Source organism: Psychrobacter sp. Sarcosine-3u-12, from assembly GCF_002836005.1.
Taxonomy (GTDB): Bacteria; Pseudomonadota; Gammaproteobacteria; order Pseudomonadales; family Moraxellaceae; genus Psychrobacter; species Psychrobacter okhotskensis.
On the sequence record NZ_PJBY01000110.1, the window covers coordinates 54,950 to 81,782 of the forward strand.

The following is a 26,833-nucleotide window of genomic DNA, read 5'->3' on the forward strand; positions in this document are numbered from 1 at the left end:
TTTTTTGTCCAGATTGAAGACAAATTCAAATCTTTTTGTAAAAATGACTCGCTAGTTTTTTAGTCGATTATTATCATTCATTTTTTTCGCCTAACGTTGATTGCATAACGGATGCAAGGTAGGTTCATGACTTATCAGTGCTGTCACTAAACTTGTATAATCGCCTATGAAAGCCTATCTTTTATGGTGCATTTGTTAGAGCCAATTGAACATTAAACTGACTTTAACAATCACCATTCGTTTCAATACTATTTTATACAATCGACACCTTAGATGAGCCGTATCCGTCTCTACCATTCCAGTAGACACTTCGGATACAGTCAGTTCTGTCTCATGCGCGAAACTTTAGCGCATGAGACAGGATAACCAGCTATTGGTCTCGATTGCATTCCAAAAAGGACAGGAAGTTATGCAATACAAAGCGCCCTTACGTGACATTCAATTCGTGATGCATGAGTTACTCGACAGCGAAAGTCACTACAAAACTTTGCCTGCGTTCCAAGAAGCAGATCGCGAGTTGATGGACAGCCTGTTTGAGATGGCAGCGAGCTTTGCTGAAAATGAGCTATCACCACTGAATCAAAGCGGTGATGCTGAAGGTTGTCAGTTTAACAATGGCGCTGTTACCACGCCAAAAGGTTTTAAAGAAGCATACAAAGCGTATTGTGAGCTTGGCTTCCCAGCGTTGTCTGCTGAAGAAGCATTCGGTGGTCAAAACATGCCGTTTTCATTATCGACGGTCATTAATGAGATGGTTGGTACAGCTAACTGGTCATTCTCTATGTACCCTGGCCTATCACATGGTGCCATCCAGACCATTGAACATCATGGTACTGATGCCCAAAAACAAACTTACTTAGAAAAAATGGTCACTGGCGAATGGTCAGGTACTATGTGCTTGACTGAAGCGCATGCAGGTTCTGACTTGGGTATCATTCGTACCAAAGCTGAGCCAAAAGAAGATGGTAGCTATAGCATCACTGGTCAAAAAATCTTTATCTCAGCTGGTGAGCATGACTTAACCGATAACATTATTCACATCGTTTTGGCTCGTCTACCAGGCGCTCCTGCTGGCACCAAAGGCATCTCGTTGTTTATCGTTCCTAAAGTCATGGTCAACGAAGACAGCAGCTTGGGTGAGAACAATAAAGTCGTTTGTGGTTCTATCGAGCACAAAATGGGTATCAAAGCCTCAGCGACTTGTGTCATGAACTTTGATGGCGCAACTGGTTACTTGATTGGCCCTGAGAACCGTGGTTTACAGTGCATGTTTACCTTTATGAACGTCGCTCGTATCGGTACGGCAGTTCAAGGTTTAACGGCAGCAGAGTATGCGTTCCAAGGCTCACTGACTTATGCCAAAGACCGCTTAGCGATGCGTTCACTATCAGGTGCTAAAGCGCCAGAAAAAGTGGCCGACCCTATCATCGTCCATCCAGCGGTTCGTAACATGTTGTTGACCGAAAAAGCCTTTGCAGAAGGCGGTCGTGCCCTAGTTTATTACCTCTCGCATTTTGCGGATACCGTTGCCAAAGGCGAAGGCGACAACCTGAAATTTGCTGACCAAATGCTGTCATTATTGACACCAATTGCTAAAGCATTCTTGACTGAGACTGGTCTAGAAGCGGCTAACCATGGCGTACAAGTCTATGGCGGTCATGGTTTTATCAGCGAATGGGGCATGGAACAAAACGTCCGTGATACACGTATTGCTTGTCTTTATGAAGGTACTACTGAAATACAAGCACTCGACCTCTTAGGTCGTAAAGTGTTGGGTTCACAAGGTAAATTGCTTGCCAACTTCGTACAAATCATCCAAACGTTCTGTGAAGAAAACAGTGACAATGACGAGATGGGTCAGTTTATCCGTCCACTTGCCAAGCATCTAAAAGAATGGGGCGATTTGACGTCACGTATCGGTATGCAAGCGACTGAAAACGCAGATGCAGTCGGCGGCGCGGCAGTTGATTACTTATACTTCAGTGGTTACGTCACTCTAGCCTACTTATGGGCTCGTATGGCATTGGTCGCGCAAACTGAAATCGCTAACGGTAGCAGCGAGCAAGCATTCTATGATGCCAAGATTAAAACCGCACAATTCTACTTTGCAAAACTATTACCACGTACCACTACTCACGTACAGCGTATCGCTACTGGCGTTGAACCGTACATGACGATGGATGTTGATCAATTTGCTTTTTAATAAGCCCTAAGTAGATCCAATATTTGCTTAATGAACATCACTATTGTAATTAAAATCGGCAACATACCAAGGTGTGTTGCCGATTTGCTTATTGCGATACAGTTGCGCTTATAAAAACGATTATTTGCCAAAAAAACATTTTTGGTGTACGCGCAATTCACGAAGAAATACACAAGCTAAGCCTCTAATTTGCTAAACTTTAGCTATTGACCATTAAGGTTAACTCAAAAAGAACAACCGATAACCTTAACGTATTTAATTTTTATTCAATTGAACCAAAGGAATGTTTATGGCTGTTTATAATGCCCCTCTTAATGACATGCGCTTCATCTTAAATGATGTTTTTAAAGCGAATGAATTTTGGCAAAACAACGACAATCTGGCTCATGTTGACATGGACACTGTCGATATGATTTTAGAAGAAATGGCAAAACTGACCAAAAACGTTCTGCTACCTATTAACCGTAGTGGCGATGAAGAAGGTGCTACTTTTCAGGGTGATGGCGTTGTCACTACGCCAACAGGTTTCAAAGACGCTTATAAACAATATGCCGAATCTGGCTGGGTTGGTTTAAGCGGTAACGCTGAATACGGTGGTCAAGGCTTCCCAAAAATGGTCACTATGCTGACCGAAGAGATGGTTTTCACTGCCAACCAATCGTTTGCCCTCTACCCTAACTTGACTGTTGGCGCCACATTGTGTCTTAATGCTGCCGGTTCAGAAGAACAGAAACAAACCTATCTAGAAAAAATGTATAACGGCGAATGGGCTGGTACCATGTGCCTAACAGAGCCACATGCCGGTACTGACTTAGGTATTATCAAGACCAAAGCGGTGCCAAATGATGATGGTAGCTATCAGATTTCTGGTACTAAGATTTTCATCACAGGTGGTGAACACGACCTAACTGATAATATTATTCACTTAGTATTGGCAAAAACGCCTAACGCCCCAGAAGGCTCAAAAGGCATTTCTTTATTCGTCGTACCAAAATTCTTGGTCAAAGAAGATGGCAGCTTGGGCGAGCGTAATACCTTGGCTGTTGGTTCTATCGAACATAAGATGGGTATCAAAGCGTCGGCCACTTGCGTCATGAACTTTGACAATGCAAAAGGCTGGATGGTTGGTGCTGAAAACACGGGTCTGTCTTCTATGTTCATCATGATGAACTATGAGCGTGTCACCATGGGTCTGCAAGGACTTGGTGGTTCTGAGCTTGCTTACCAAAACGCGGCACTGTATGCCAATGACCGTGGTCAAGGCCGTAGCGACACCCAACTACAAAGCCCAGAAAAACCAGCTGACGCGATTATTCATCACGCCGATGTCCGCCGCATGCTGTTAAATGCTAAGACCAATACTGAAGCATCACGCTGTTTTGCAATGTATGTCGCCAAAAACCTTGATGAAGAAAAATTTAGTACCGATCCAGAAGCAGCTGCTGCTGCTGCCGCTCGCGTTGCCCTACTGACGCCAGTTGCCAAGGCATTTTTGACCGACAAAGCCTTAGAAGCCACGGTTGATTGTCAGCAAGTCTTCGGCGGTCATGGCTATATTCGCGAATGGGGTATGGAGCAGATCGTTCGTGATACGCGTATTGCCCAGATTTATGAAGGCACCAACGGTATTCAAGCACTTGACCTACTAGGTCGTAAAGTGGCAAAAAATAATGGCAAATACGTCACCCACTTCTTAGGTGAGATTCGTGATTTCGTCAATAATATGCAAGCGGATCATGCGATCAAACAAGCAACCCTAGAGGCTGCGGATACGATAGAAACTCTTACCCAAACGGTACTGGCTAATATTGGCGAGCGTAAAAACGAAATCAATGGCTGTGCTGTTGACTATATGCATGCCTTTGGCTATCTGTGCTATTCGTACATGTTTGCATTGATGGTGGAAGCCGCTAACGGTCAAGAGGGCGAGTTCTACACCAACAAGGCCAAACTGGCTGATTACTTTGTCGGTCGTGTCTTGCCACGTATCGATGCGCATGCGCAAATGGTAAAAGCAGGTAGCGATCCGATGATGAACTTTGATCTTGACTACTTTGATGTACCTGCTAGCTAAATAGCCGTCATCGCCATTCTATAAGATTTTAAATAAGGGGACAGTTACGCTACTGTCCCTTTTTTTGCCAAAAATATTTTCAGCATAACTGCTAACAAAATAACTCACTATCAATGCATGGTTCCGATTAGAATAACGCAAGACAAACTATAGTCAGAGCATTTCTAAACCGCTACGGTGTTACCCGCCCTAGATGTACTCAGTGTACTATCTGCGGTCGGTCGCCTTGCAGCGATTCTAAAATTCCTTGACTATAGCGTTCGAGTGACTTCATAAGATGACCAAGTTTTTAGCATAGCCTATACGGTATACCAAATAACACTGTTTGGAACCTAACAAAAAAAATATTCGAAACCTAACAATAAAAACGGCTAAAACCACCATGATAGAGGATGCGACGTGCCAGAATTAAAACGCATTTTACAGCAGATTACGGCGCTAAGTGATGTACCCGATCCTGCGGTACTAAAACGCTTAATAGATGAGCTACGGGTGAGCGATAAAGAGCCTGCGCTCGCCAATGAAAACATTCAGGATTTGATTGATATCTTACGCCATCATCCAGAATATGGAGACGGGCTGGCAAGCTTTGTACTAAAACTCATTATCCAATACCGGCAAATTGCGCTCTATACCGACACGGGCATCATGTCGGATCAAGGATTTTTTAACAGTTTGCGGCGTTTAGTCGGTCATCGCTTTTTGCCATTACTGCCGCAAGAGGACTCCGTTGTTGAGCTGGTTGGTTATTTATTTGATAAGCGCTCTGACGAGCGCTGGTTGGCCAATATCGACAAAGAAAAGTGGGATGAGCTGGTTGAATTAATCAGAGTCGAAGAAGCGCATTTAGATCTGGTCGCTACGGCGAAAAATAGTATTTTAAACGCGATTATCATTTTGTCTTATCGCATCAGTGGTATCGGTCTGCACCCTGATTTGATGGAATCTTACCCCCAAATATTAAACTACTCAGCGTCTTTTGTAGCACAAAATCAAGAAGCAGTACTGTTCGTCAATCAATATAGACAGGCGCATGAGCTTGATACCTTGACTGATATTACCCCCGAAAAAGCGGTCGATCCAGCGCCGTTGCTCGTCATGATTGAGCAGTGCGAAGACATCGTTGCCACGGTGCGTAAACGTATTTATAAGACGGGTATTTCTATTCGTCTGACCAATATGATGCTACGTCTAGACCAAAGCTTGCAGCGTATGCGTATCTTGACTGAGCTGGTGACTGATGATTATAACAAGCGTGATCTTGCCGTCATTGAACTCATCCAAACGCTGATTACCACCGCCAATCGTCGCTATAGTATCGGTTATTTGATCGATAATAATACCAAGTTACTCTCGCGAAAAGTGACAGAAAATGCAAGCCGCGTCGGTGAGCATTACATTAGTACTGATAAGGCCGGTTATCAGGAAATGTTCAAAAAAGCCTCAATTGGGGGCTTTATCATTGCTTTTATGGCGACCACCAAGATACTGGCTTATCATTTGGCCCTCGCACCGATGGGTCGGGCATTTATTAATAGTATGATTTATGGTTTGGGCTTTGTTTTTATTCATGTCATTCGCGGTACGGTCGCCACCAAGCAGCCTGCCATGACAGCGGCGGCTATTGCCTCCACCATATCAGACGGCTCTGGTAAAAAATCTCGACAGCTGACCAAGCTGTCAGAATTGGTCGTTGATATTTTGCGTACCCAATTTATCGCTATTATGGGTAATGTGATGGTGGCGATACCCGTTGCCCTTATCATCTCTTTTGCTTGGCTGCAATATACGGGCACACCGATGATTGATACCGAGAAGGCGGGCCATCTCCTCCATGATCTCGACCCTTTTCGCTCGCTCGCCCTGCCCCATGCTGCTATCGCTGGTGTGTATTTATTTTTATCGGGTTTGATCGCTGGCTATTACGATAATTTAGCGGTTTATAATCATGTTGGCGCCCGTATACAGCGCCATAAGTTGCTAAAGTTCCTGCTTCCCAAATCATGGTTACAGCGTTTAGGCGGCTTTGTAGAAGCCAATTTGGGTGCCATCATGGGCAACTTCTTATTCGGCGTATTTTTAGGTAGCACCGCCACTATTGGTTTTATCTTTGGCTTACCCATTGATATTCGCCATATTGCCTTTGCCTCAGCCAACTTGGCACATGGGTTATTCAACATGCCTGCCGATCAAATCAGCTGGAACGTCATCTTACTGTCCATTCTTGGTGTCGCCCTTATCGGTATCGTCAACTTAATGGTCAGCTTCTCCCTCGCCTTGTTCGTGGCGCTACGCTCAAAAGAAGTGCGCTTCTTTGAATGGGGTCGCCTGACCAAACTGGTGTTTGGTCACATTATCAGTCATCCATCTGACTTCTTTTGGCCACGTGATAAACCCATGAAATATGCGCGTATCGATAGCCAAGGTCGCATGATTTTTGACGATACCTCAGCGCAAAAAGGCGGCAAGCCCTTACCCAGTAATTATGTGGTACGACGTTTATCGGACGTAAAAATACTACCCAAATCAATGCAAGGCAATATGCAAAATGATCCAGCAGTGACCGACATACAATACGACAATCAGACAGCTGACAATAACTTTGATCCTACGACGGGTAATCGTGAAGCGCACAACACCGCGAATCAAACCATGGCCAAAAAAATAGTAGATCTCGATGATGGTCTGCTGGATGACGATCTCAATAGTGTGCCATACACCGATGATATTCAATATGATAAAACTACGAAAACCCTTGATAGCCTGGCGGCTAACAGCGATGAAGTGAGTAGTGATGAGACAGGGAATGCTGACTCTGATAGCAAAAACGCAGGCGATGCCAAAACCCCACTGCCAAAACCGAAAAAGCCACCTAAGTTGCCCAGTTAAATCGGCAGTTTTGGTGGCTTATATAATCGCTTCTTTTATTGTCTAGCAGATGATTTTTTTATAGAAACAGTTACAGCCAACTGTTTCTACAGCTATGGCTAGCAAATCCAGCCGTTATGGCGGATGACAATGGGCACTTGAGGTAATGACATCTTCATCGCCCAATCGATAAGCCAATAAGTAATTACCCCAGACGCAGCCACCGTCCAAGGCGCGGGCATGTGGTAAATCGACCTCACCTTTTAATGCCGCCCAATGACCAAATAATATCTTACGCGTGCGCGGTACTTGCCACTCAAACCATGGCAAAAAGTCTTTTGGCATCGAGTCATCTAAACTTGCTGTAAAGCTAAACTCGAGCAAACCATCCTGCTTGCACAAACGCATACGCGTAAAGTAATTTGCAATCGCCCGCATCTTGGTAAAGCCATCAATGTCTGAATGCCACTCATCAGCGGTCTTGCTATATAAGTTCGGCAACAATCGATCAAGCTGTTTTAAGCTGCCTCGCAGTTGCGCCTCTAACTGCTGGGCATAGTCTGCGGCTGCTTCAATAGTCCAATGCGGCGGTATACCAGCATGTACCAATACCGTCTGCTCATCAGGATAAGCCAATACTGGCTGATGGCGTAGCCAGTTTAACAACTCATCACAATCATCGGCGGCAAAAATAGGAGCTGTTTTGTCTTTTTTCTTGAGCTTTGCAGCGCCGCGCCAAACAGCGATCAAATTAATATCGTGATTACCTAGTACTGTCGCTGCTGCGCCTTGCTCACAAAGCGCCTTTACATGACGCAAGGTATTCAACGAGTCTTCGCCGCGTGCCACCAAGTCACCTGCAAACCACAACTTATCCTGCGCAGAGTCAAAATCTAATGTGTCGAGTAGATTAAGGTACGCCCCATAACAACCTTGCAGATCACCGATGACGTACTGGTGGCGAAAGCTCATAAACCCTCATATCTCTATCTAATGACTTTTTTTATTTCTAAATAAATATTTTTGAATGATGAATTAAACCTCTATTTTGCGCGCCTGATTGCTCAAATTGACAAAGTCTTTTACGCTCAAGGTCTCGGGACGCGCTTGTGGATCAATAGCGCAAGTAGCAAAGTCTTCTTCGCTCAATGTCGGCAACAAGGTAGACTTCTTAAAAATAGCACGTAGTGTCTTACGACGATGATTAAAGGTTTCGCGCACGACAACGGCGAAATACTCTTCGTCTTCTGCCACTATTGGCTTATTGATATGCGGGGTCAGGCGAAAGACTGCGCTGGTGACCTTTGGTGGTGGATTAAATGCGCCACGTGGCACAGTCAATAGATAGTCGGTATCACAGTGATATTGCATGATGACCGACAAGCGACCATAGGTTTTGCTGCCGACATCAGCGGTGATACGTTCGACCACTTCTTTTTGCAACATAAAGTGCATGTCTTGAATCACATCAGCATAACTGAGCAGATGAAAAAGTATCGGTGTAGAGATGTTATACGGTAAATTACCCACCACACGTAGTTTGCCACGCTCAGGGCTATAGAGCTCACGATAATCAACGTGCATGGCATTGTCTTTGATGATCGTAAAATTTGGATGGCTATTGGCACCGATACGGATACGAAGGCTATCGGCCAAATCACGATCCAGCTCTACCACGGTCATCGCATCGACTTCTGCCAATAATGGCTCAGTCAGCGCACCCATTCCTGGCCCAATCTCGATTAAATTATCATCACGCTCTAGACGAATGCTCTCAACAATCTCACGGATAACACTACGGTCATGTAAGAAGTTTTGACCAAAGCGTTTACGCGGTTGGTGTTTGGCAGCTTTTAAGCTGTTGGAAATAGTTTGAGCATCAAACGGAGTCTTGGACATAAAAAAGTCTTAATAGGTAAAAAAAAGGGTCGATAAGTCGATGCCAGTGATATATTGGCTTTATAATGACAAATTATAGCACAGCTCATAAATTTGCTGTATTTTTGAGAAATTTTATCGGTAAACTGCTCATACATTAGCGCAACCGACGCAGAGCCTTTTTTGTTCTTAAACCATTGATACTATTAGTCTACAGGATAAAGTTCAAGTCCTCACTAAACAACCGCCCTTATTCATATAAGAGTGATTATATTTGATGAGCGTATTAGTAAGCATTTAATCTAAATGGCTGTTACACAGAATATGGGATGATCTCATTAACCTTAGTCTGTCCAGCTCAAACATTTATCTCCGTTTCTAATGAGATAAGCTTTAATTTGAAAATTATAATATTTAGCGTATAAATCCGCTGAAGTATTGAATTGATGCTGCTTATAAGTTTCATATCCATGTGACGTTCCTCTTATTGGAACAATATTTTCATCGCTAACGCACCCTCGCTTTATTTCGGGAGTGTAGGGACCACCACTGTAAGTGGCATAAACGTGTAAATCACCCTTCGAAATAGCTTTCAGAGCATCAGCTGTAGGATCTGCACTGTATAGGTAATCCAAACTGAATGGTTGTTTTACTTCACTACTACAAGCTGATGCTAAGCAAAGAAACAAAAGTAGTATAAGTAATCTAATCACCAAAACTTTCTCCATGTTGTTTGCTTGGATGACGAGTAATAGAATTTTTGTATAATGGAACCACTTATATCAGGGTATGTTCAATGATTTATAAATAGTCATTATTTACGATAAAGCTAACCAATAAATACTGCGCGATAAATCTCGCTAAGGCACCGACTTATGCCAGAGGTCTATTAATAAGCGATTTGTCTGCCATTTCATTAGCCATATTCAACGCTTGATATAAGCTGGTCGCACTCGCACCGCCGCAGCCTGCTAAATCAAGCGCCGTACCATGATCGACAGAAGTACGGATATAAGGCAAACCCAAGGTTAGATTGACCGTATCGCCAAAGCCGTGCGATTTGAGCACCGGCAAACCTTGGTCATGATACATCGCAATCACCGCATCGCAATTTGCCAAATGTCTTGGTGTAAACAAGGTATCCGCTGGCATTGCCTCTGATATATCGACGCCCGCATCGATAAACTCATGCAATACGGGATTGATAATCTCAATTTCCTCAACGCCCAAATGCCCGCCCTCGCCTGCATGCGGATTGAGACCGCAGACCAAAATACGCGGCTGCGTTAAGCCGAATTTCTCGCGCATATCATCAATGACAATTTGTACCGTTTGCCGCACATTCTCAGCGGTAATGGCGGCAGGAATATCCTTTAATGCTAAATGTGTGGTGACGAGCGCCACTTTCATCGCTTGATTAGCGAGCATCATCACGACTTTCTCACAGCCACTTTGCTGCATAAAAAATTCAGTATGACCACTAAACATCGTGCCATCGAGCAACTTTATACCAGCATCTATCAACGCTGATTTTTGCAATGGCCCTGTGACGATAGCAGCGACTGTTTGGTTGGTTGCCATCTGATGGGCAATTGCTAATTGCTTGGCAACCATCGCTGAATTGTTAATGTCGATTTTTCCACGAACGACTGGCGCAGCACAAGGCGTATTCAGCAGGATAAAAGCACTATCGCTATCCATAGTTTGCTGTGATAGTTGACTTAAAAAATCATCAGCTTCTATATTTACATCCAGTATTTGCCAAGCAGGACAGCTTTCGAGCACACCAGCCACCACAAGCTCGTTTGCCCGCGTTTGTATAGCGGTGCTATCTGCCGTGACCCATATTGGACGTTCAAAATCTTGCAACTTGCCCGCAGCCGCTAATAGCAGTACCACATCCATACCAATGCCTGCCGGTTCACCGGTTGTGATTAATAATGGCAGTTTTTTTTGTGTATCTTGCATAATAGCAACCCCTTTATATTCAAAATAAGTATTTGATTTAATTATTATTTTTATTGTTAGAAAAAATATTTATATTCACATTGTATAAACGATTTCTTTACGTATTACAACCCTGATTTAGGTTAGATAGTTGTTTATAGCGTCTGAAAAAAGTGCATTATGTGTTAAACTTTCGTTTCTCATTTTAACATTTTTAAGCAAACGCTGAGACCACCTTTTGGTACTACTGTCGTAGAAGTGCAGCGCGCTTGCTTTGCTGTATCATTGCTAAAATAAGCATTTATATTAAACACTTTTCACACCCTTTTTTATACGACTTTTGACATATTAGGCACTCATGGCAGATAAAGAAAAAACCGACGACTTACTCAATCAGACACCGCCGCACAATATTGATATTGAAAAGGCCTTGCTCGCGTCTTTGATGAGTATCGAAGAGGCGTATGACAAGATTGCAGATATCGTCACCAAAGACGATTTTTATGCGGGGCGGCACCAGTATATTTTTGATGCCATTGCTCATCTAGCGGCGGTCAACGAGCCTTACGATACGGTCATGGTTCATGATTGGCTAGAAGCACAGAAACTGCTAAAAAGTGCGGGCGGTGACAGTTATTTGGCCGACATCTTGAGCCAAAGCCCTGCCACCTTATTCAACCTGACCGCCTACGCCCAGCGCGTACGTGAGCTGTCTACCCTACGCCAATTGATCACGACTGGCAACGAGATGCTAACGCTGGCCTATAATCCCAAAGACCAAACCGTCAGTGATATTTTGGACAGCGTCGAGGGCAAGATATTCAGTATCAATGAGCAGCATAACAAACGCGCTGAGCAGCGTGGACCCGTCGGCATTACCGCGGTTTTGACCAACGTTATTGATAAAATTCAAGAGCTAAAGTCCAATCCAGACGGCATGATTGGTCTACAAACGCCATTTGCGGAGTTGAATAACAAAACGCAAGGCTTGCAAGCAGGTGACTTAATCATCGTAGCGGCGCGTCCTTCTATGGGTAAAACCACCTTTGCCATGAACTTGGCAGAAGGGATTTTATTTAATGAAGATTTGCCCGTGGTGGTATTTTCGATGGAAATGCCCGCAGAGTCTATCGTCATGCGTTTGCTGTCCTCATGGGGCGCGATTAATCAGACGCATCTCCGTTCTGGGCAAATGAATGAAGATGAATGGGCAAAAATGATGAATGCCATTCAACACTTGCAATCTAAGCACCTTTATATTGATGATAGTACTGCTTTGCCACCATCTGAGATGCGTTCACGCTGCCGCCGTATTGCAAAAAACCATGATGGCAAACTTGGCGCTATCGTCGTCGATTACTTACAGTTGATGAAAGTCCCTAATCTTGATGGCAACCGTGTTGGGGAAATCTCTGAGATTTCACGGAGTCTCAAGGCGCTAGCACGTGAGCTTGAATGCCCCGTCATCGCCTTATCACAGCTTAACCGCAGTCTAGAAAACCGCCCCAATAAGCGCCCTATCATGTCGGATTTGCGCGAATCGGGCGCGATTGAGCAGGATGCCGATTTGATTATGTTTATCTATCGCGATGAGGTTTATAATGAAAACTCAGATCACAAAGGCGTGGCTGAAATCATCATTGGTAAACAGCGTAACGGCCCTATCGGTACCCTACGTTTGGGCTTTGAAGGGCAATTTACCCGCTTTATTAACCTGACGCCAGAATACTATCAAAACGCGAGTTTCGAAAATGATGAATAAGTATCCATCAATAAATAACGATTAATAAAAAGGCCAGTGATTCATCAGTTGATCGATGTTTCACTGGCTTTATAACTTTGCTGATAAAGAAGCCGATTATGCGCACCATTACTATTAAACCAAAAGCCATCACTCATAATCTTAACCAAGTTAAAAAACTGGCACCCCAGTCTAAAGTCCTCGCTATGGTCAAGTCCAATGCTTATGGGCACGGAATCGCAGCGGTACTGCCCGCATTATCACAAGCTGATGGTATCGGCGTTGCAACCTTAACTGAGGCGCTGGAAGCCAGACAATTGGGCTGGGATAAAACCATTGGTTTAATCGAAGGTGCCTTTACCGCTGATGAGTGGCAACAAGCGATTGAGCATGATATTAGCTGCGTGATTCATCATAACCAGCAGTTGCAGTGGGCGTTGGACAATATGCCAGCCGCTGATAGCGCAACCAGAGTAGTTTGGATTAAATACAACACTGGTATGAACCGCTTGGGCTTCAATGCAGAAGGTGTGATTGCAGCGGCTATACAGTTACATAAAGCAGGTTATCAGCTTATTTTAACGACTCACTTTGCCAATGCCGATGACCGCACTCATCCATTAAACGTGCTACAGATTCAGCGGTTTTCGGAGGTGTTAAGTACGTTGCAAGCAACCATTAGCGCCGATATTAAAGGTTCCTTATGCAATTCAGCCGGTATCGTCAATTTCTCAGAGCACCATTACGACTGGGTACGTCCCGGCATCATCTTATATGGTAGTGCCCCCGTCATTGATAAAAATGCGCAAGAATTGGGTTTGCAGCCAGCGATGGAGTTTAGCGCCCAGATTATGGCACTGCAGACGGTCGATCTAGGAGATGCCATTGGTTATGGTAGCCGCTGGACCGCACAACAGGACACCAAAACGGCACTGGTCAGTATCGGCTACGGTGATGGCTATCCGCGTGTGGTCAGCGACGACGCTTACGTCTCTGTCATAGATAGCATAAATCATCAAAGCTACCGATGTGCGGTACTTGGAAGAGTAGCCATGGATATGATCGTCATTGATGTCAGTAGCGTACCAGAAGATACCGCGTTGAATAGTAAGGTCATACTCTGGGGCGATGCGCCACACGTTGACGAAGTCGCTGCCCACGCTGGCACCATTAGCTACGAGCTATTATGCCGTCTCAGCTTAAGGCCAAACCGTATACAAGCTTAATATCGCAAGGTAACCATAAACTTAACACTCGAATGATGGGTATATTAGGCGCAGAAAAATTGGACATTTACATTAAGACTAATTGCGCTATACTAAAAGTTTGTTGTCACCCCAGCATACGCACTGACGCAATGCTATTACAGACTGATGACGTTTCATTGACCGCGATCGACTGCTAGGATTACTATGAGTTTGCGCCATTTTTTGACCTTATCTGATTTAACCCAACAAGAACTAGAAAACCTAATCAAACGCGCCAGCGAGTTGCGCAAGATGCAACACGCCGGTGAGATATATCAACCGTTTGTGGGTCGTACGCTCGGCATGATCTTTGAGAAGTCGTCCACTCGTACGCGCATCTCATTTGAGACTGGTATGGGGCAATTTGGCGGTAGTGCTATCTTTTTGTCACCCAACGATACCCAGCTAGGACGCGGTGAGCCATTAGAAGATTCAGCTCGCGTTATCTCTAGTATGGTTGATATCATCATGATTCGTACCTTTGGTCATGAGAAAGTTGAAACCTTTGCTGAATACTCAAGCGTGCCTATTATCAATGCCCTTACCGATGACTTTCATCCTTGCCAGCTCTTGGCTGATATGCAGACCTATTATGAGCATCGCGGCAGTATCGAAAATAAAATCGTCACGTGGGTTGGTGACGGCAACAATATGTGTGCTTCTTACATGCAAGCGGCCAATCAATTTGGCTTTGAGTTACGTGTAGCGGCGCCTTATGGCTTCGAGCCTGACCCTGAACTGATGAAACGCTTCTCGCATTGCGTTAGTATTGTGGAAGACGTTCAAGAGGCAGCGAAAGACTCTCATTTGATTGTCACCGATGTCTGGGCCAGTATGGGGCAAGAGTCTGAACAAAACACTCGTGCACGCCGTTTTGCCTCTTATCAAGTGACACCTTCACTACTCGATAAAGCCGATCCTGACGTGGTATTTATGCACTGCTTGCCAGCGCACCGCGGTGAAGAGATTTCTCACGATATGCTTGATGACCCGCGTTCAGTAGTGTGGGACGAAGCAGAAAACCGCTTGCATGCCCAAAAAGCACTGATGGAATTTTTATTAAAAGATAAGATTAAACTATAGTCAAAATATCCTAAAATCGCTACGGTATTGCTGATATCAATTTTTTGTAGCCTCTGTCTGCGCAGGCACAGCAAGCAAAGAAAATTGATATCAGCAGTGCGTCATTTATTGATATTACTTTTCGCTAACTATACCTGCATAAAAAACCTCTGCCCGAAGTAATTATAAAATAAACCATATAAGAAAGGCAGATCACATCTATTGTGGTCTGCCTTTTTATTGTCGCCCAACAATTATTAGTCAGTTAACAAGCCCTTTAACGGGTAAAGGTCGTTACGCCAGTACTGCCCGCTTTTAATAATACATCGGCTTGGTTGGCAGCAAAGATACCATTACAGACGACCCCAACGATATTGTTCAACTCTTTCTCAAGCGCTATCGGATTACTAACATCCAAATCATAAGTATCTAAAATTACATTACCATAATCAGTCACAAAGTCTTCACGGTAAACAGGATCACCGCCTAGACGAGCCAATTGACGTGCCACATACGAGCGCGCTTGTGGTAGTACTTCTATCGGTACGGGGAACTCGCGACCCAATATCTCAACGCTCTTACTCTCATCAACCATACAGATGAACTTATTGGACGCTGCAGCGACGATTTTTTCACGAGTCAGTGCACCACCACCGCCTTTAATCAATTGTAAATGGGCATTAACTTCATCAGCACCATCAATATAGACATCTAGCGTGCCAGCAAAGTTCAAATCAACGATTTCAATACCAAAAGCACGAAGTTTGTCTTCCGTCACCTGCGAGCTTGCAACCGCGCCAGCAAGCTTGATGGTCGGCAACAATTCAATCAAACAGTTCACCGTACTGCCTGTGCCTACTCCAAGTATCATGTCGTCTTCGATATAGCTTAGAGCAGCTTTGGCTGCGGCTTGTTTCTGTACTTGCTGATCACTCATCATAAATCCTTGGCAGAATAAACGTATCATTGTAAAAAAGGTAAAATGCGCCGCTATTATAACCGATGACTTTGATATATGTCAGCGTAATAGCCACACTAATCGCAAGTCATTTACTCAACTTTTAAAATGAAGACAGATAAGGCAACCAAAACACCAAGGCCAACAGCGTGACTAGTAATACTGGCGGCGTAATGAGCAGACCGATTTTCATATACTGCCCCCAGCTTATTTTATAGTCTTTTTCTGCCAATACATGGAGCCACAATAAAGTCGCCAGACTACCGATAGGCGTAAATTTCGGTCCCAAATCATTACCAATCACATTAGCATAAATCATCAGCTCACGAGTGGCTGCGGGTACTTGCGCACTATCAATAGCCAGTGCGCCCACTAAGGTCGATGGCATATTATTCATGATAGAAGCCACGATAGCCGAAAGGAATCCAGTCCCTACTGTAGCGATAACATTGCCCTGCTGCCCTAACCAGTTAAGTATTTGAGCACCATAAGCCGTTAATCCTGCGTTACCCAAGCCATAAACGACTAAGTACATACCGATTGAAAACAACACGATTTGCCAAGGCGCTTTACGTACGACATCAGATACAGAAACAATAGCACCCCGACCACCTTGCCAACAGCGCCCTGCAATAGCTATTAGCAGCAGTGCAGCAGCGCCAGTGACGAGGGAAATAGGAATACCTAGTGATTCAGTCGCGAAATAAGTAACCATTAATAATGCTAATAGCGGAAAAGCTGCCCTAAACACCATCGGATCTTCAATAGCGGATGCAGGTGCACTAAGACTGGCAATAGAATAGTGTGTTGGAATTTGGCGGGCATATACCACCCATAGCACTGCTAATGTCGCGATGACAGAGACAATATTTACCGGCACCATGACTGCTGCATAACGTCCAAAGCCAATATCAAAATAATTGGCGCTAACAATATTAACCAGATTAGAAGTCACTAACGGCAGGCTGGCGGTATCAGCGATAAAGCCAGTGGCTATGATAAAAGCCAACGCAGATGGCGGTGAAAAATTAAGACGTAGCAATATAGCGATGACAATCGGTGTTAGTAGTAACGCGGCACCATCATTAGCAAAAAACGCGGAGATAAATGCGCCCAGTATCACAATCATGGGAAACAACAACCGTCCCTGCCCATTGCCAAGTCTGGCCACATGTAGCGCCGCCCAACCAAAAAATCCCGCTCTATCTAAGATAAGCGAGATGATAATTAGCGCCACAAAAGTAAAGGTTGCATCCCAGACGATGTCCCATACAATACCGACATCGGATAACTGCACCACGCCAAAAGCTAAGGCGATTAAAGCCCCACCCAGCGCGCTCCAACCAATGCCTAATCCTTTAGGCTGCCATATCACCAAAACCAAAGTCACGATAAAGATAATTAATGCGAGCATGGAGCAACCTTATTTGAGCTGGCTTTTTTAACCGTATTGGTTTAACCGATTTTGTTGAGCTATTTGGTTTAGCCGATTGAATCTATAATCAGTTCGAAATAAAATCGATACGCTGATGTTATCGTGCAGTTGGGATAAATTTTCCTTGCGTGCTGTTATCTTTCGATGCTGCACAAAATTCATCCCAACCGTACTGTATCGTTTTTAAAGTGGGTCAACTATATAAAAGACTAAATCGACTTTTGATTGACACGTTGCGACACTGCTTCGGCACTTTCTACCCGTTCTGAATAGCGATCAGTCAGATAAGCTGAGCGTCCACGAGTGAGCCAAGTAAACTTTACTAGCTCCTCACAGACATCAACGAGACGCAGATATAAGGGCGACTTGTCCATGCGATTATCGTCATTAAACTCTAAAAAGGCCTTAGGGATAGACGATTGATTGGGGATAGTAATCATACGCATCCAGCGCCCAAGAATACGCAGCTGATTGACGGTATTAAAGCTTTGACTGCCACCGCTGACTTGCATCACCGCTAAGGTTTTGCCTTGGGTTGGACGTACGCCGCCCAGTGCGAGTGGTATCCAATCGATTTGTGCTTTCATAATGCTAGTCATACTACCGTGACGCTCTGGACTCGCCCACAGCATACCCTCTGACCACTGCGCCAGCTCGCGCAGCTCTTGTACCTTTGGATGATTGATATCAGCATCATCTGGCAGCGGTAGACCCGATGGATTAAACATCCGTACCTCGCAGCCATACCAACGTAATAGACGGCTTGCCTCTTCAGCCGCCAGCCGCGAAAACGAGCGCTCACGTAATGACCCGTATAGCACTAGTATTTTAGGCGGATGACGCGGATCATTTGGCGCAATCAATGACTCAATATCAATCGGTTGTAATTGACTGGCATCAATATTGGGCAAGTCATCTAGATTGAATAAGCCATCTAGATTGGATAAATCGTGTATGTCAGATTGCCCTGTATTAACCTTTACCATGATGTAGAACCTCTCCATCCTCTTTAGTAAAGCTGCTCACTGGGTTTTCTAACAATTCAAACACTCGCTCTGAAGGTCGGCATAACGCTGCGCCTTTATCCGTGACCACGATAGGACGGTTAATTAAGATAGGATGGGCCATCATCGCATCGATAATGTCGTCATCAGATAACTCAGGATTGTCTAAGCCCAGCTCATCATTGATGGCTTCTTTACTACGTAGCAACTCTCTTGGCGAGAGGTTCATTTTTGCCAATAGCTCAACCAAGTAATCACGGGTTGGCGGGTTTTTCAGATACTCCACTACTTTTGGCTGCTCGCCTGATGCCTTCATGATGGCTAACGTATTGCGAGAAGTACCGCAGTTAGGATTATGAAAAATTAATGGTTTCATAGCAATCTCACCTATTTTATGGGTATGGTTATTAATAATATATTTGTTCAGAAAACGTTTATTAAGAATCTATTAGTTCTACTACTTCTATTAGTTAAGAGATAGTTATTGAGTCAGCTATCGGCTTAGCGCTTACTTTACAGATTGTCTTTATTATTAAGTTTAGCAGTCTCACATCCACTCAAAATTTCCATGAGCGAGGCACACAGCTCTGGATGTCCCGCACAGCAGTCTTGCAATAAAAACTGCACGACCGCCTCCATATGCGACAACGAGGCGCGATAGATTATTTGCCGACTTTGGCGTTTTGACACTACCCACCCTGCTCGTGCCAGCACCGATAAATGCGCCGACATAGTGTTATGCGGCACAGACAGCTGACGGGCTATCTCACCCGCAGGCAAGCCCTCAGGCTCTTGACTGACAAGTAACCTAAAGGCTTTGAGACGAGTATCTTGAGACAGCGCAGCGAAGCTTGCGATAGCATTTGTTATTTCCATATGTCCAATAATACAGACATATGGAAATAATTCAATACTTTTGAATTCACTACCCTATAAGAAGGCTGTTTTTTTACTTAAAAACCATCAGTGCAGTAAAACTGCTATAAAAACTGCAATAGGGCCTTGCATGATAATCAAAATCAGCATAGGCTAATCTATTTCGTTTTTATATTCATTTTTTAGGGATCATTATGCTGTCACATTGGGTACGCGCCATCTTACAAGCCACTGTCTATGACGTTGCTATTCAAACGCCACTTGAAGCGGCACCCAAGCTGACCCAACGTTTTGCTAATGATATTCGATTTAAACGCGAAGACCTGCAACCAGTCAAATCCTTTAAATTGCGCGGTGCTTATAACCGCATCAGCCAATTGAGCGATGAACAAAAAGCGCGCGGCGTGATTTGTGCGTCGGCAGGTAACCATGCGCAAGGCGTGGCTTACTCGGCACGCAAGTTATCGCTTAATAATATCATCGTTATGCCAACCACTACCCCTGATATCAAGGTAGATGCCGTCAGAGCGCTTGGTGGCAACGTTGATCTGCATGGTGATAGCTTCGATCAAGCCAACCGCTATGCGATTGATCGTGCTGAGCGTGAAGGCTTAACCTTCATTCCTCCTTACGATGATGAATTGGTTATCGCTGGACAAGGCACTATTGGACTTGAGCTAACCCAGCAGTGGCGCAACATGGATTATGTTTTCGTTGCCGTTGGTGGTGGTGGTTTGGTCTCAGGTGTCGCAGCCTTCCTAGGTGAAGTTGCCCCGCACGTTAAAGTCATCGCTGTAGAAGCAGAACAATCGGCCTGCCTAAAAGCGGCGTTAGAGACTGGCGAACGCGTAAAACTTGAGCAAGTAGGACTGTTCGTCGATGGTGTGGCAGTCGCGCAAATTGGTGAATTGCCTTTTGATATCGTCCGTATGCAAAAAAGCGATAACTCAGGGCCTTTGGTCGAGCCTGACGTTGTCACTTGTACCAATGATGAAGTCTGTGCGGCGGTCAAAGACATCTTTGAAGAAAACCGTAGCATCGTTGAGCCTGCTGGCGCGTTACCCGTTGCGGGCATGAAAAAATATATCGAAGCTCATAATCTACAAGGCAAAAACTGCGTAAGCATCATCTGCGGTGCCAATATGAACTTTGACCGTCTGCGCTATATCGCTGAGCGTACTGAGATAGGTGAGAAAAAAGAAGCCATCTTTGGCGTGACAATTCCTGAGCAGACTGGGGCATTCTTAAACTTCTGCCGTAGCCTACATGGTCGTAATATCACCGAGTTTAACTACCGTGCCGATAGCAAAAAATCACCAGACTCGATGGAGCCTGCAGCCATATTCGTCGGAATCGCCCTAAAAGAAGGCGATAAAGAGCGTCAAACGATCAGTGATCAATTGGCAGCAGATGGTTATACGGCGCATGACTTGACTGATGATGACATTGCTAAATCGCATATCCGTCATTTGATTGGTGGTCATGCCCATGTCGAAAATGAGCAATTATTAAAAGTTACCTTTCCTGAGCGTCCGGGTGCGTTATTGACCTTCTTAGAAAAACTGGGTGACGACTTTAATATTACCTTGTTCCATTATCGCAACCATGGCGCTGCTGAAGGACGCGTGTTAGTGGGTCTACAAGCCTCTGAAAGCAACTCACGTTTACTGCAAGATGCCTTACTTGATATTGGCTATGATTGTACTTCCATCACTGACAATGTCGGTTATCAATTATTTTTAAAGTAATCTCAAAAATGGTTTTTTAACCATAATGATGACAACATATTTTAAGCGGCCTACCCCACTAGGATTGGCCGCTTACTAATATTGAGAACGCGATGCATATCCCTACTGTTTTTGCCGAAGACAATTTTGACAATATTATTAAATTTATCGCCGTTAATCCGTTAGCAACTTTGATTGCCCAAACTAATGATGGTATGGAAGCCTGTCATATACCGTTATTTTGGTATAAAGATGATGCAAACATCAATTCTCAATACGGCTATCTTTACGGTCATTTTGGTCGCAAAAATCCTATTTACCAACAGGCTTTAGCAGACAGCTCATGGTTAATTATCTTTCAAGATTCTGGACACTACATTAGCCCTAACTGGTACCCTAGCAAAGCTAAAACTCATAAAGAAGTGCCGACATGGAACTATCAAAGCGTCCATATTCAATCTAAAATTGAGCTGCTTGAAGACACTGATACCCTTAAATGGATATTAGCTACCATGACGGCGCAGCAAGAAGTAATAAACAATAATCCTTGGTCGTTAGATGACGCACCAGCTACTTATATCGATGCCATGTGCCGCGGTATTATTGGCTTTAGATTGTCTATTGATTCGATACAAGCCCAATTTAAACTAAGCCAAAATAAAACTGTAGAAAACATCACAGGGGTGATAAATGGCTTAGAGCATTTACATAAAAATGACGCTAAAGAAATGGCTGTTAAAGTTACAAATCAAAATGAAGGCTAATTTTTTTTACTTATTCACCATAAAACCCCATTTTGAAAAACTTTAATCACTCATCACTCTTTTAATATCTAAAAAAAGCACCATTATTATCTTAGTTTATTGATATCTATGAGGTTTTGATGAGTAAACACAATAAAAACCACAATCAACCCAGCCATAGCCAGCCCGATGCTGTGCGTATGCGTCTCGATAAATGGTTATGGGCCGCGCGTTTTTATCGCACCCGTACCCTTGCCAAAGAAGCCATCGAAAGCGGACGGGTGCATTATGCTGGTAGCCGAGTCAAGACCAGCAAAGAGATTGCCGTCGGAGATGAATTGAGTATTCGCCAAGGCTCAGCCACTGCCATGACCGAAAAAACCATCGTCGTCGAAGCATTAACAGCACAACGTGGTAATGCGACTGCCGCGCAAGTGTTATATTCAGAGACCGAGGAAAGTGAAGAGCGCCGCGCTTATTATGCCGAGCAGCGCAAACTTGCCAACCTTGCCCGCCCTGATAACAAGCCCAATAAAAAAGAGCGCCGCGATTTACAACGCTTTAAAAGCAACCAAGACTAATGTTAACAAATCATTCTATATCTAAAAGCTGAGCAGCTGAGCAATAATCACTGGCGTGACCCTGTTGTTTAGCTTCTGCCCTTGCCATTCAAGGTATTAAGCGTTACGCTGATCCCTTATTAGTTTACTAGATAGCATGCTCATAAACCGCATTACCCATGCTGGTTTTTTATGGCATGTTTTTTTTGCTGTAAGAAAAGGTCATATTATGCTGATGAAAACTTGTACCCCATCGTCTGTATTATTGGTTTGTTTAGGAAATATTTGCCGTTCACCGACTGCCGAGGAAGTTTTTCGTCAGCAGGCGGCGATCGCAGGCTTGTCAATTAAAGTAGACTCAGCAGGCACTGGCGACTGGCATATTGGTCATGCCCCTGATGAGCGAGCGCAGCGCCATGCAAAAGCCCATGGTTATAAAATCAATAAACTGGTCGCTCGCCAAGTGAGTGCAGACGACTTTCGTAATTTTGACTTGATACTGGCGATGGACACGCAGAATTTAGCTGATCTACAAGCTATCAAGGATAGCTTAGCGGTTACAGATGACCATTTAGCGAAGTTGGCATTATTCAGTGAAGAAGATCCAACCTACGGCGGCGATGACGTGCCAGACCCTTATCAAGGCGATAGCGATGCTTTTGAAGAAGTGATTGAACGTATCGAGTCAAGTGCACAAGCTTGGATTGAAAGCTGGAAGACTTGCTAGCCAAACAATCTATATTTATGCTACTTTTGCACCCTGCATCCTTTATAATAGGGTCTGTTGAACATTCAAATGTGGAACTGGCAGTGGCTATTTTTTAGACAATACGCAGTGAAATTTTTGACGCCTAGTCATTCTAGGTTAGATAATTTCGCCATGTATTGGCAAAAAATAGCCCTGCCCTGAAAGGCTGATATTTGAATGTTCAATAGACCCTAAACATCGCATAATTTTTTATATTTGCCATATAGGCTATGTTATGACCTCAGCTGTTCGCCTTGATTCTAGCGCTCAACAGACTATGTCGACTGATTTACCGCTTAGCTTACTTAATGCTAAGTCGGTCGATTTGTCGCATGGTAATACCATGGCATTGGCATGTGTCGCTGACTCTGTCGTGACCCTAACAAATGAAGCTCAGCTAGACAGTTTTATGGCAAGCTATGCCAATAATCCTGAGCGTAAGCCATCATTGTTTGTACTGTCTGGCGGCAGCAATGTGTTGTTGCCAGCGCAGTTAGAGGCGACGGTATTACAGCCACAGATGCGTGGCATCACGATGACGGCGCAAACAGAGAATTATGTCGATATTGAAGTGATGGCGGGTGAGAACTGGCATGACTTAGTGGTTTATAGCGTTGACCAAGGCTGGTATGGACTAGAGAATCTAGCCTTGATACCGGGTCTGACCGGCGCCGCACCTGTACAAAACATCGGTGCTTACGGTGTCCAGTTAGAAGACTGTTTGCAATACGTTCGTGCTTATCATTTGCCAACTCAAACGTGGCATCGTCTATCGCTGGCAGACTGCCAGTTTGGCTATCGCGATAGTATTTTTAAGCGCGCACTCAATACATGGTTGATCAGCCGTGTGGGATTTAGATTGCATACCGATGCGAGTAAAATTCTTGCCAGTTACGGTGATGTACAGACAGTAGCGCAGCGCTATGCTGAGCAGAAAAATCGCCTACAGCCTACCCCTGCCGATGTCATGCAAGCAATTATCGATATTCGTCAGCAAAAACTCCCTGATCCTAAACAGCTACCGAATTGTGGCAGTTTTTTTCAAAACCCAATTATTCCGCAAGCACAATTCGCCACTCTTAAAGAAATCTATCCTACTATCGTTGGCTACCCAATGCCTGATGCAACGGTGAAAGTTGCCGCTGGTTGGTTGATTGAACAAGCTGGCTTAAAAGGGGGTGGTATTGCCCCTATTGTTACCCATCAGCAGCAGGCGCTGGTACTGACCAATCATAGCCCTTATCAAGCAACCCAAGATGACGTAGCAACTGCCCAATACTACATCGCTGCTCACGTCTATGAAAAATTTGCGATTCAACTATCGCGTGAGCCGGTTTGGATAAATGCAGATGGCTCTATTGGGTATGATGAGCATGTGGTCTAAGCGCCTATTATCCAAACGCTTATGGCGCTATTATTTGCAGTCAGCCGAACGTATGGTGAAGCTGTTTCGCATCATTAACATCACCTTTTTGCTCGGCTCAACGTCTGTTATTTTAGTGCTAATTAGCTTATTCACCCCGCTATTCTCGCAAGCGATCGTTTATATGTTTTCGCTTTTGCCATTACCTAACATGCCTCCGGCTGCCAAGAGTTCTCCGCCTACTGCTTATGTGGTGCTAGGTGGCGGCCTCACCAACGATCACAATAACCAAATCATCCTCAATAGCTACAGTCTTAATCGCGCCCGTACTGCTGCCACCGCTTATCACGATTTACCGTTGCCTATTGTCCTCAGCGGTGCCGAAGCGCCGTGGCTCGGTCAATGGCTCATCGAGCATGGCATTGATGGATTGATAAGCGAAAATGCTAGCATGAATACCTGCGAAAATGCCCGCTTTACCGCTAAGCGCATTCCGCTACATCACGTGTATCTTATTACCGACAGCTACCATATGGCACGGGCGCGTAGACAATTTGCTTTAAATGGTATCAATAGCACGCCTATTGATGCGCCATTGCCCGTCAGGCGTGATTGGATGAAACCAGCACAAAACTTGAGCCACTCACGGCGCGCCGTCTATGAAGTCGCCGCCTATTTGCGTGATGTGATACGTCCACAGATGGACTGTCGCAATGCCAATGATGTCACTTCACAGCAGCTATTGACCCCCAGAGGAAATGCAACAAAAACGCCTGTGCAATAACGTTGGTAATGAGTTTTCGCCACCATTAACCTCTGTACCTGCTCCTTTTCCAATCATCTACTATATTACTTTCAACTCTGCAAGTCGTCCATCACCCTGATGACAAGTGTATAATAACGTCAGAAACTGCTATAAAAGAGATTTGCCATGCTCAGTATATTTTTATTAATTCCATTAAGTCTCATGCTGTTTGTGGTTGCCATTTGGGCAGTACGTTATGCGGTTAAATCAAACCAATTTGAAGATTTAGACAACGCTTCACAGCGTATTATATTAGATGATCGTCAAGAACGTCGGCAAACCATGCAGGCTCACGAGCAATCAGCTGCAAGTACACAGATTAACCTTACCGTCGCGACGGATACTGCTAATAATGACAAATTAGCGAATGGGGAAAATCCCTTCGATAATGATATCGATGACAACCTCAAACCATAGCTTTAAATCATCTTACCTGTGCGCCCTACTGTTGATTTTTTTGTCAGTAATCAAACTATATTGCTGACCCGCTATATTAAAGACCAATTATAAAAGTAGGCGCGCCTTTTGCCATTTTTAGGAGAATTGCCCCATGACCACCGCCTTACTTGTTGCGGCATTACTAATGGGATTTTTTGGTTCACCACATTGCTTGGGTATGTGCGGGGGTCTGGTGACAGCGTTTGGTCTATCGATGAAAGACATTAGTCCCGCTAAACGCCGCGCCCTTGTGGTAACTTACCATTTAGGGCGTCTTAGCAGCTATGCGCTGTTGGGTTTAGTCGCAGGTTTGATTGGTACGACTGTTTTAGAACCCTTGATGCGAGGCAATAATATGCCGCGTATCTTATTAGGTTTGGTATTGGTGTTTGTTGGTGTGACCATGCTTGGTGCGCCATTTTTGAGCAAGCTTGAGCGCTATGGCATGCGTTTTTGGCAGTATCTCAGTCCCCTTCGTCAAAAAGTTTTTCCTTTAAACACTTTTCCACGAGCATTGTCAGCGGGTCTATTGTGGGGATTTTTGCCTTGTGGTTTGGTTTATGGCGCTCTACTGATTGCAGTGGTTGCCCACAACCCATTAAGCGGCGCGGCATTAATGTTCGTCTTTGGCCTGGGTACAGTGCCGATGCTGGTTGCCACGCACGAGACCGTTGGCTGGCTACGCGACAAGATTGGACGCTTTCGTCTACGTCAGATGAATGGAGCACTGATGGTCGTGTCAGGTATGGCGATCATTGTCGTCCCATTAGTGATGGCAAATATGCATGGTGGGCATGATATGTCCACTATGCATGGCGATCATATGCAGATGAATGATTCACAGATGATGGATATGACCATGGATGGAACGATGGATCATGGCAGCCATTCTGCGACGACTACTGATACAAATACAGATACCCATGGCCATCATGATATGAGTCAAATGAATCATGAGATGACACTTGCTACGACTGACACAATGGATCACAGTATGCATGATATGAGCAATACGAGTAGTGAAGCAAACATGGAAAACAATCAGGATACTATGATAGAAAATGCTGAATAAAAATTAAAGCGCTTGGCATTGTGATGCCCTAATCAAAAGAAGCCCTTAACATCAATCACGATGTTAAGGTCTTTTCTATACATC

The 26,833-nt window shown here is 44.4% G+C and carries 23 protein-coding genes; 14 read left to right on the forward strand and 9 right to left on the reverse strand.

What is annotated here, in order from left to right; translation table 11 throughout:
* Positions 1 to 409 precede the first annotated feature (409 nt).
* From CXF65_RS13755 to CXF65_RS13765, 3 genes are all read left to right on the forward strand, one after another.
* Complete coding sequence (locus tag CXF65_RS13755; protein WP_025651196.1) at positions 410 to 2,203, forward strand: acyl-CoA dehydrogenase C-terminal domain-containing protein; 1,794 nt, start codon at positions 410 to 412, stop codon at positions 2,201 to 2,203.
* A 289-nt stretch (positions 2,204 to 2,492) separates the two neighbouring features.
* A complete protein-coding gene (locus CXF65_RS13760; protein ID WP_101212626.1) occupies positions 2,493 to 4,277 on the forward strand; it encodes an acyl-CoA dehydrogenase C-terminal domain-containing protein in 1,785 nt (594 codons plus the stop codon).
* A 399-nt stretch (positions 4,278 to 4,676) separates the two neighbouring features.
* Positions 4,677 to 7,166 carry a site-specific recombinase gene (locus CXF65_RS13765; RefSeq protein ID WP_101212627.1) on the forward strand — a complete coding sequence of 830 codons (2,490 nt, stop codon included), beginning with the start codon at positions 4,677 to 4,679 and terminating at the stop codon, positions 7,164 to 7,166.
* A gap of 114 nt (positions 7,167 to 7,280) precedes the next feature.
* On the opposite strand, the gene CXF65_RS13770 is transcribed toward CXF65_RS13765, so the two are convergent.
* The 4 genes from CXF65_RS13770 to pdxA form a co-directional block, all read right to left on the reverse strand.
* Positions 7,281 to 8,117 (reverse strand): symmetrical bis(5'-nucleosyl)-tetraphosphatase, encoded by an 837-nt coding sequence (locus tag CXF65_RS13770; RefSeq protein ID WP_101212628.1) that lies wholly within the window; start codon positions 8,115 to 8,117, stop codon positions 7,281 to 7,283.
* Between the two features lie 63 nt (positions 8,118 to 8,180).
* Positions 8,181 to 9,044: a 16S rRNA (adenine(1518)-N(6)/adenine(1519)-N(6))-dimethyltransferase RsmA gene (gene rsmA / locus CXF65_RS13775; protein WP_101212630.1), complete on the reverse strand. Its 864-nt coding sequence runs from the start codon at positions 9,042 to 9,044 to the stop codon at positions 8,181 to 8,183.
* A 323-nt stretch (positions 9,045 to 9,367) separates the two neighbouring features.
* The gene (locus CXF65_RS13780) at positions 9,368 to 9,751 is read right to left on the reverse strand and encodes a hypothetical protein (protein ID WP_101212631.1); all 384 of its coding nucleotides are present in this window, start codon (positions 9,749 to 9,751) and stop codon (positions 9,368 to 9,370) included.
* 145 nt (positions 9,752 to 9,896) lie between these two features.
* Positions 9,897 to 10,991 (reverse strand): 4-hydroxythreonine-4-phosphate dehydrogenase PdxA, encoded by a 1,095-nt coding sequence (gene pdxA, locus CXF65_RS13785; protein ID WP_101212632.1) that lies wholly within the window; start codon positions 10,989 to 10,991, stop codon positions 9,897 to 9,899.
* A gap of 337 nt (positions 10,992 to 11,328) precedes the next feature.
* Here pdxA and dnaB point away from each other — a divergent pair, with 337 nt between their 5' ends.
* The 3 genes from dnaB to argF all read left to right on the forward strand — a co-directional run bounded on the left by dnaB (position 11,329) and on the right by argF (position 15,041).
* Positions 11,329 to 12,732: a replicative DNA helicase gene (gene dnaB / locus CXF65_RS13790; RefSeq protein ID WP_025651208.1), complete on the forward strand. Its 1,404-nt coding sequence runs from the start codon at positions 11,329 to 11,331 to the stop codon at positions 12,730 to 12,732.
* A gap of 98 nt (positions 12,733 to 12,830) precedes the next feature.
* Positions 12,831 to 13,937 carry an alanine racemase gene (gene alr / locus CXF65_RS13795; RefSeq protein WP_101212633.1) on the forward strand — a complete coding sequence of 369 codons (1,107 nt, stop codon included), beginning with the start codon at positions 12,831 to 12,833 and terminating at the stop codon, positions 13,935 to 13,937.
* Positions 13,938 to 14,123: 186 nt separating this feature from the next.
* Positions 14,124 to 15,041 (forward strand): ornithine carbamoyltransferase, encoded by a 918-nt coding sequence (argF, locus tag CXF65_RS13800; RefSeq protein WP_101212634.1) that lies wholly within the window; start codon positions 14,124 to 14,126, stop codon positions 15,039 to 15,041.
* Between the two features lie 256 nt (positions 15,042 to 15,297).
* Here the strand turns inward: argF and rpiA are convergent, their stop codons facing one another.
* From rpiA to CXF65_RS13825, 5 genes are all read right to left on the reverse strand, one after another.
* Positions 15,298 to 15,957: a ribose-5-phosphate isomerase RpiA gene (rpiA, locus tag CXF65_RS13805; protein WP_101212635.1), complete on the reverse strand. Its 660-nt coding sequence runs from the start codon at positions 15,955 to 15,957 to the stop codon at positions 15,298 to 15,300.
* A gap of 124 nt (positions 15,958 to 16,081) precedes the next feature.
* On the reverse strand, positions 16,082 to 17,392 hold the full coding sequence (locus CXF65_RS13810; RefSeq protein WP_101212637.1) for an arsenic transporter: 1,311 nt from the start codon (positions 17,390 to 17,392) through the stop codon (positions 16,082 to 16,084).
* Between the two features lie 230 nt (positions 17,393 to 17,622).
* On the reverse strand, positions 17,623 to 18,399 hold the full coding sequence (arsH, locus tag CXF65_RS13815) for an arsenical resistance protein ArsH (protein ID WP_101212638.1): 777 nt from the start codon (positions 18,397 to 18,399) through the stop codon (positions 17,623 to 17,625).
* Positions 18,386 to 18,793, reverse strand: coding sequence for an arsenate reductase (glutaredoxin) (gene arsC / locus CXF65_RS13820; protein WP_101212639.1), 408 nt, complete (start codon positions 18,791 to 18,793; stop codon positions 18,386 to 18,388). Before arsC ends, arsH begins: the two co-directional genes overlap by 14 nt.
* A gap of 137 nt (positions 18,794 to 18,930) precedes the next feature.
* Complete coding sequence (locus tag CXF65_RS13825; protein WP_101212640.1) at positions 18,931 to 19,293, reverse strand: ArsR/SmtB family transcription factor; 363 nt, start codon at positions 19,291 to 19,293, stop codon at positions 18,931 to 18,933.
* Between the two features lie 194 nt (positions 19,294 to 19,487).
* Between CXF65_RS13825 and ilvA the strand changes: the two genes are divergently transcribed.
* The 8 genes from ilvA to CXF65_RS13865 all read left to right on the forward strand — a co-directional run bounded on the left by ilvA (position 19,488) and on the right by CXF65_RS13865 (position 26,749).
* The gene (gene ilvA / locus CXF65_RS13830; protein ID WP_101212641.1) at positions 19,488 to 21,041 is read left to right on the forward strand and encodes a threonine ammonia-lyase, biosynthetic; all 1,554 of its coding nucleotides are present in this window, start codon (positions 19,488 to 19,490) and stop codon (positions 21,039 to 21,041) included.
* Positions 21,042 to 21,133: 92 nt separating this feature from the next.
* Complete coding sequence (locus tag CXF65_RS13835) at positions 21,134 to 21,784, forward strand: FMN-binding negative transcriptional regulator (protein WP_101212642.1); 651 nt, start codon at positions 21,134 to 21,136, stop codon at positions 21,782 to 21,784.
* A 119-nt stretch (positions 21,785 to 21,903) separates the two neighbouring features.
* On the forward strand, positions 21,904 to 22,344 hold the full coding sequence (locus CXF65_RS13840; RefSeq protein WP_101212644.1) for an RNA-binding S4 domain-containing protein: 441 nt from the start codon (positions 21,904 to 21,906) through the stop codon (positions 22,342 to 22,344).
* 208 nt (positions 22,345 to 22,552) lie between these two features.
* Positions 22,553 to 23,050 (forward strand): low molecular weight protein-tyrosine-phosphatase, encoded by a 498-nt coding sequence (locus CXF65_RS13845; protein WP_101212645.1) that lies wholly within the window; start codon positions 22,553 to 22,555, stop codon positions 23,048 to 23,050.
* Positions 23,051 to 23,306: 256 nt separating this feature from the next.
* Complete coding sequence (murB, locus tag CXF65_RS13850; protein WP_101212646.1) at positions 23,307 to 24,455, forward strand: UDP-N-acetylmuramate dehydrogenase; 1,149 nt, start codon at positions 23,307 to 23,309, stop codon at positions 24,453 to 24,455.
* Entirely contained in the window at positions 24,421 to 25,218 is a 798-nt protein-coding gene (locus CXF65_RS13855) for a YdcF family protein (RefSeq protein ID WP_227523281.1), read from the forward strand. The genes murB and CXF65_RS13855 overlap by 35 nt, the downstream gene beginning before the upstream one ends.
* A gap of 147 nt (positions 25,219 to 25,365) precedes the next feature.
* On the forward strand, positions 25,366 to 25,656 hold the full coding sequence (ccoS, locus tag CXF65_RS13860; protein ID WP_101212647.1) for a cbb3-type cytochrome oxidase assembly protein CcoS: 291 nt from the start codon (positions 25,366 to 25,368) through the stop codon (positions 25,654 to 25,656).
* Between the two features lie 133 nt (positions 25,657 to 25,789).
* Complete coding sequence (locus CXF65_RS13865) at positions 25,790 to 26,749, forward strand: sulfite exporter TauE/SafE family protein (RefSeq protein ID WP_101212648.1); 960 nt, start codon at positions 25,790 to 25,792, stop codon at positions 26,747 to 26,749.
* Positions 26,750 to 26,833: the final 84 nt, after the last annotated feature.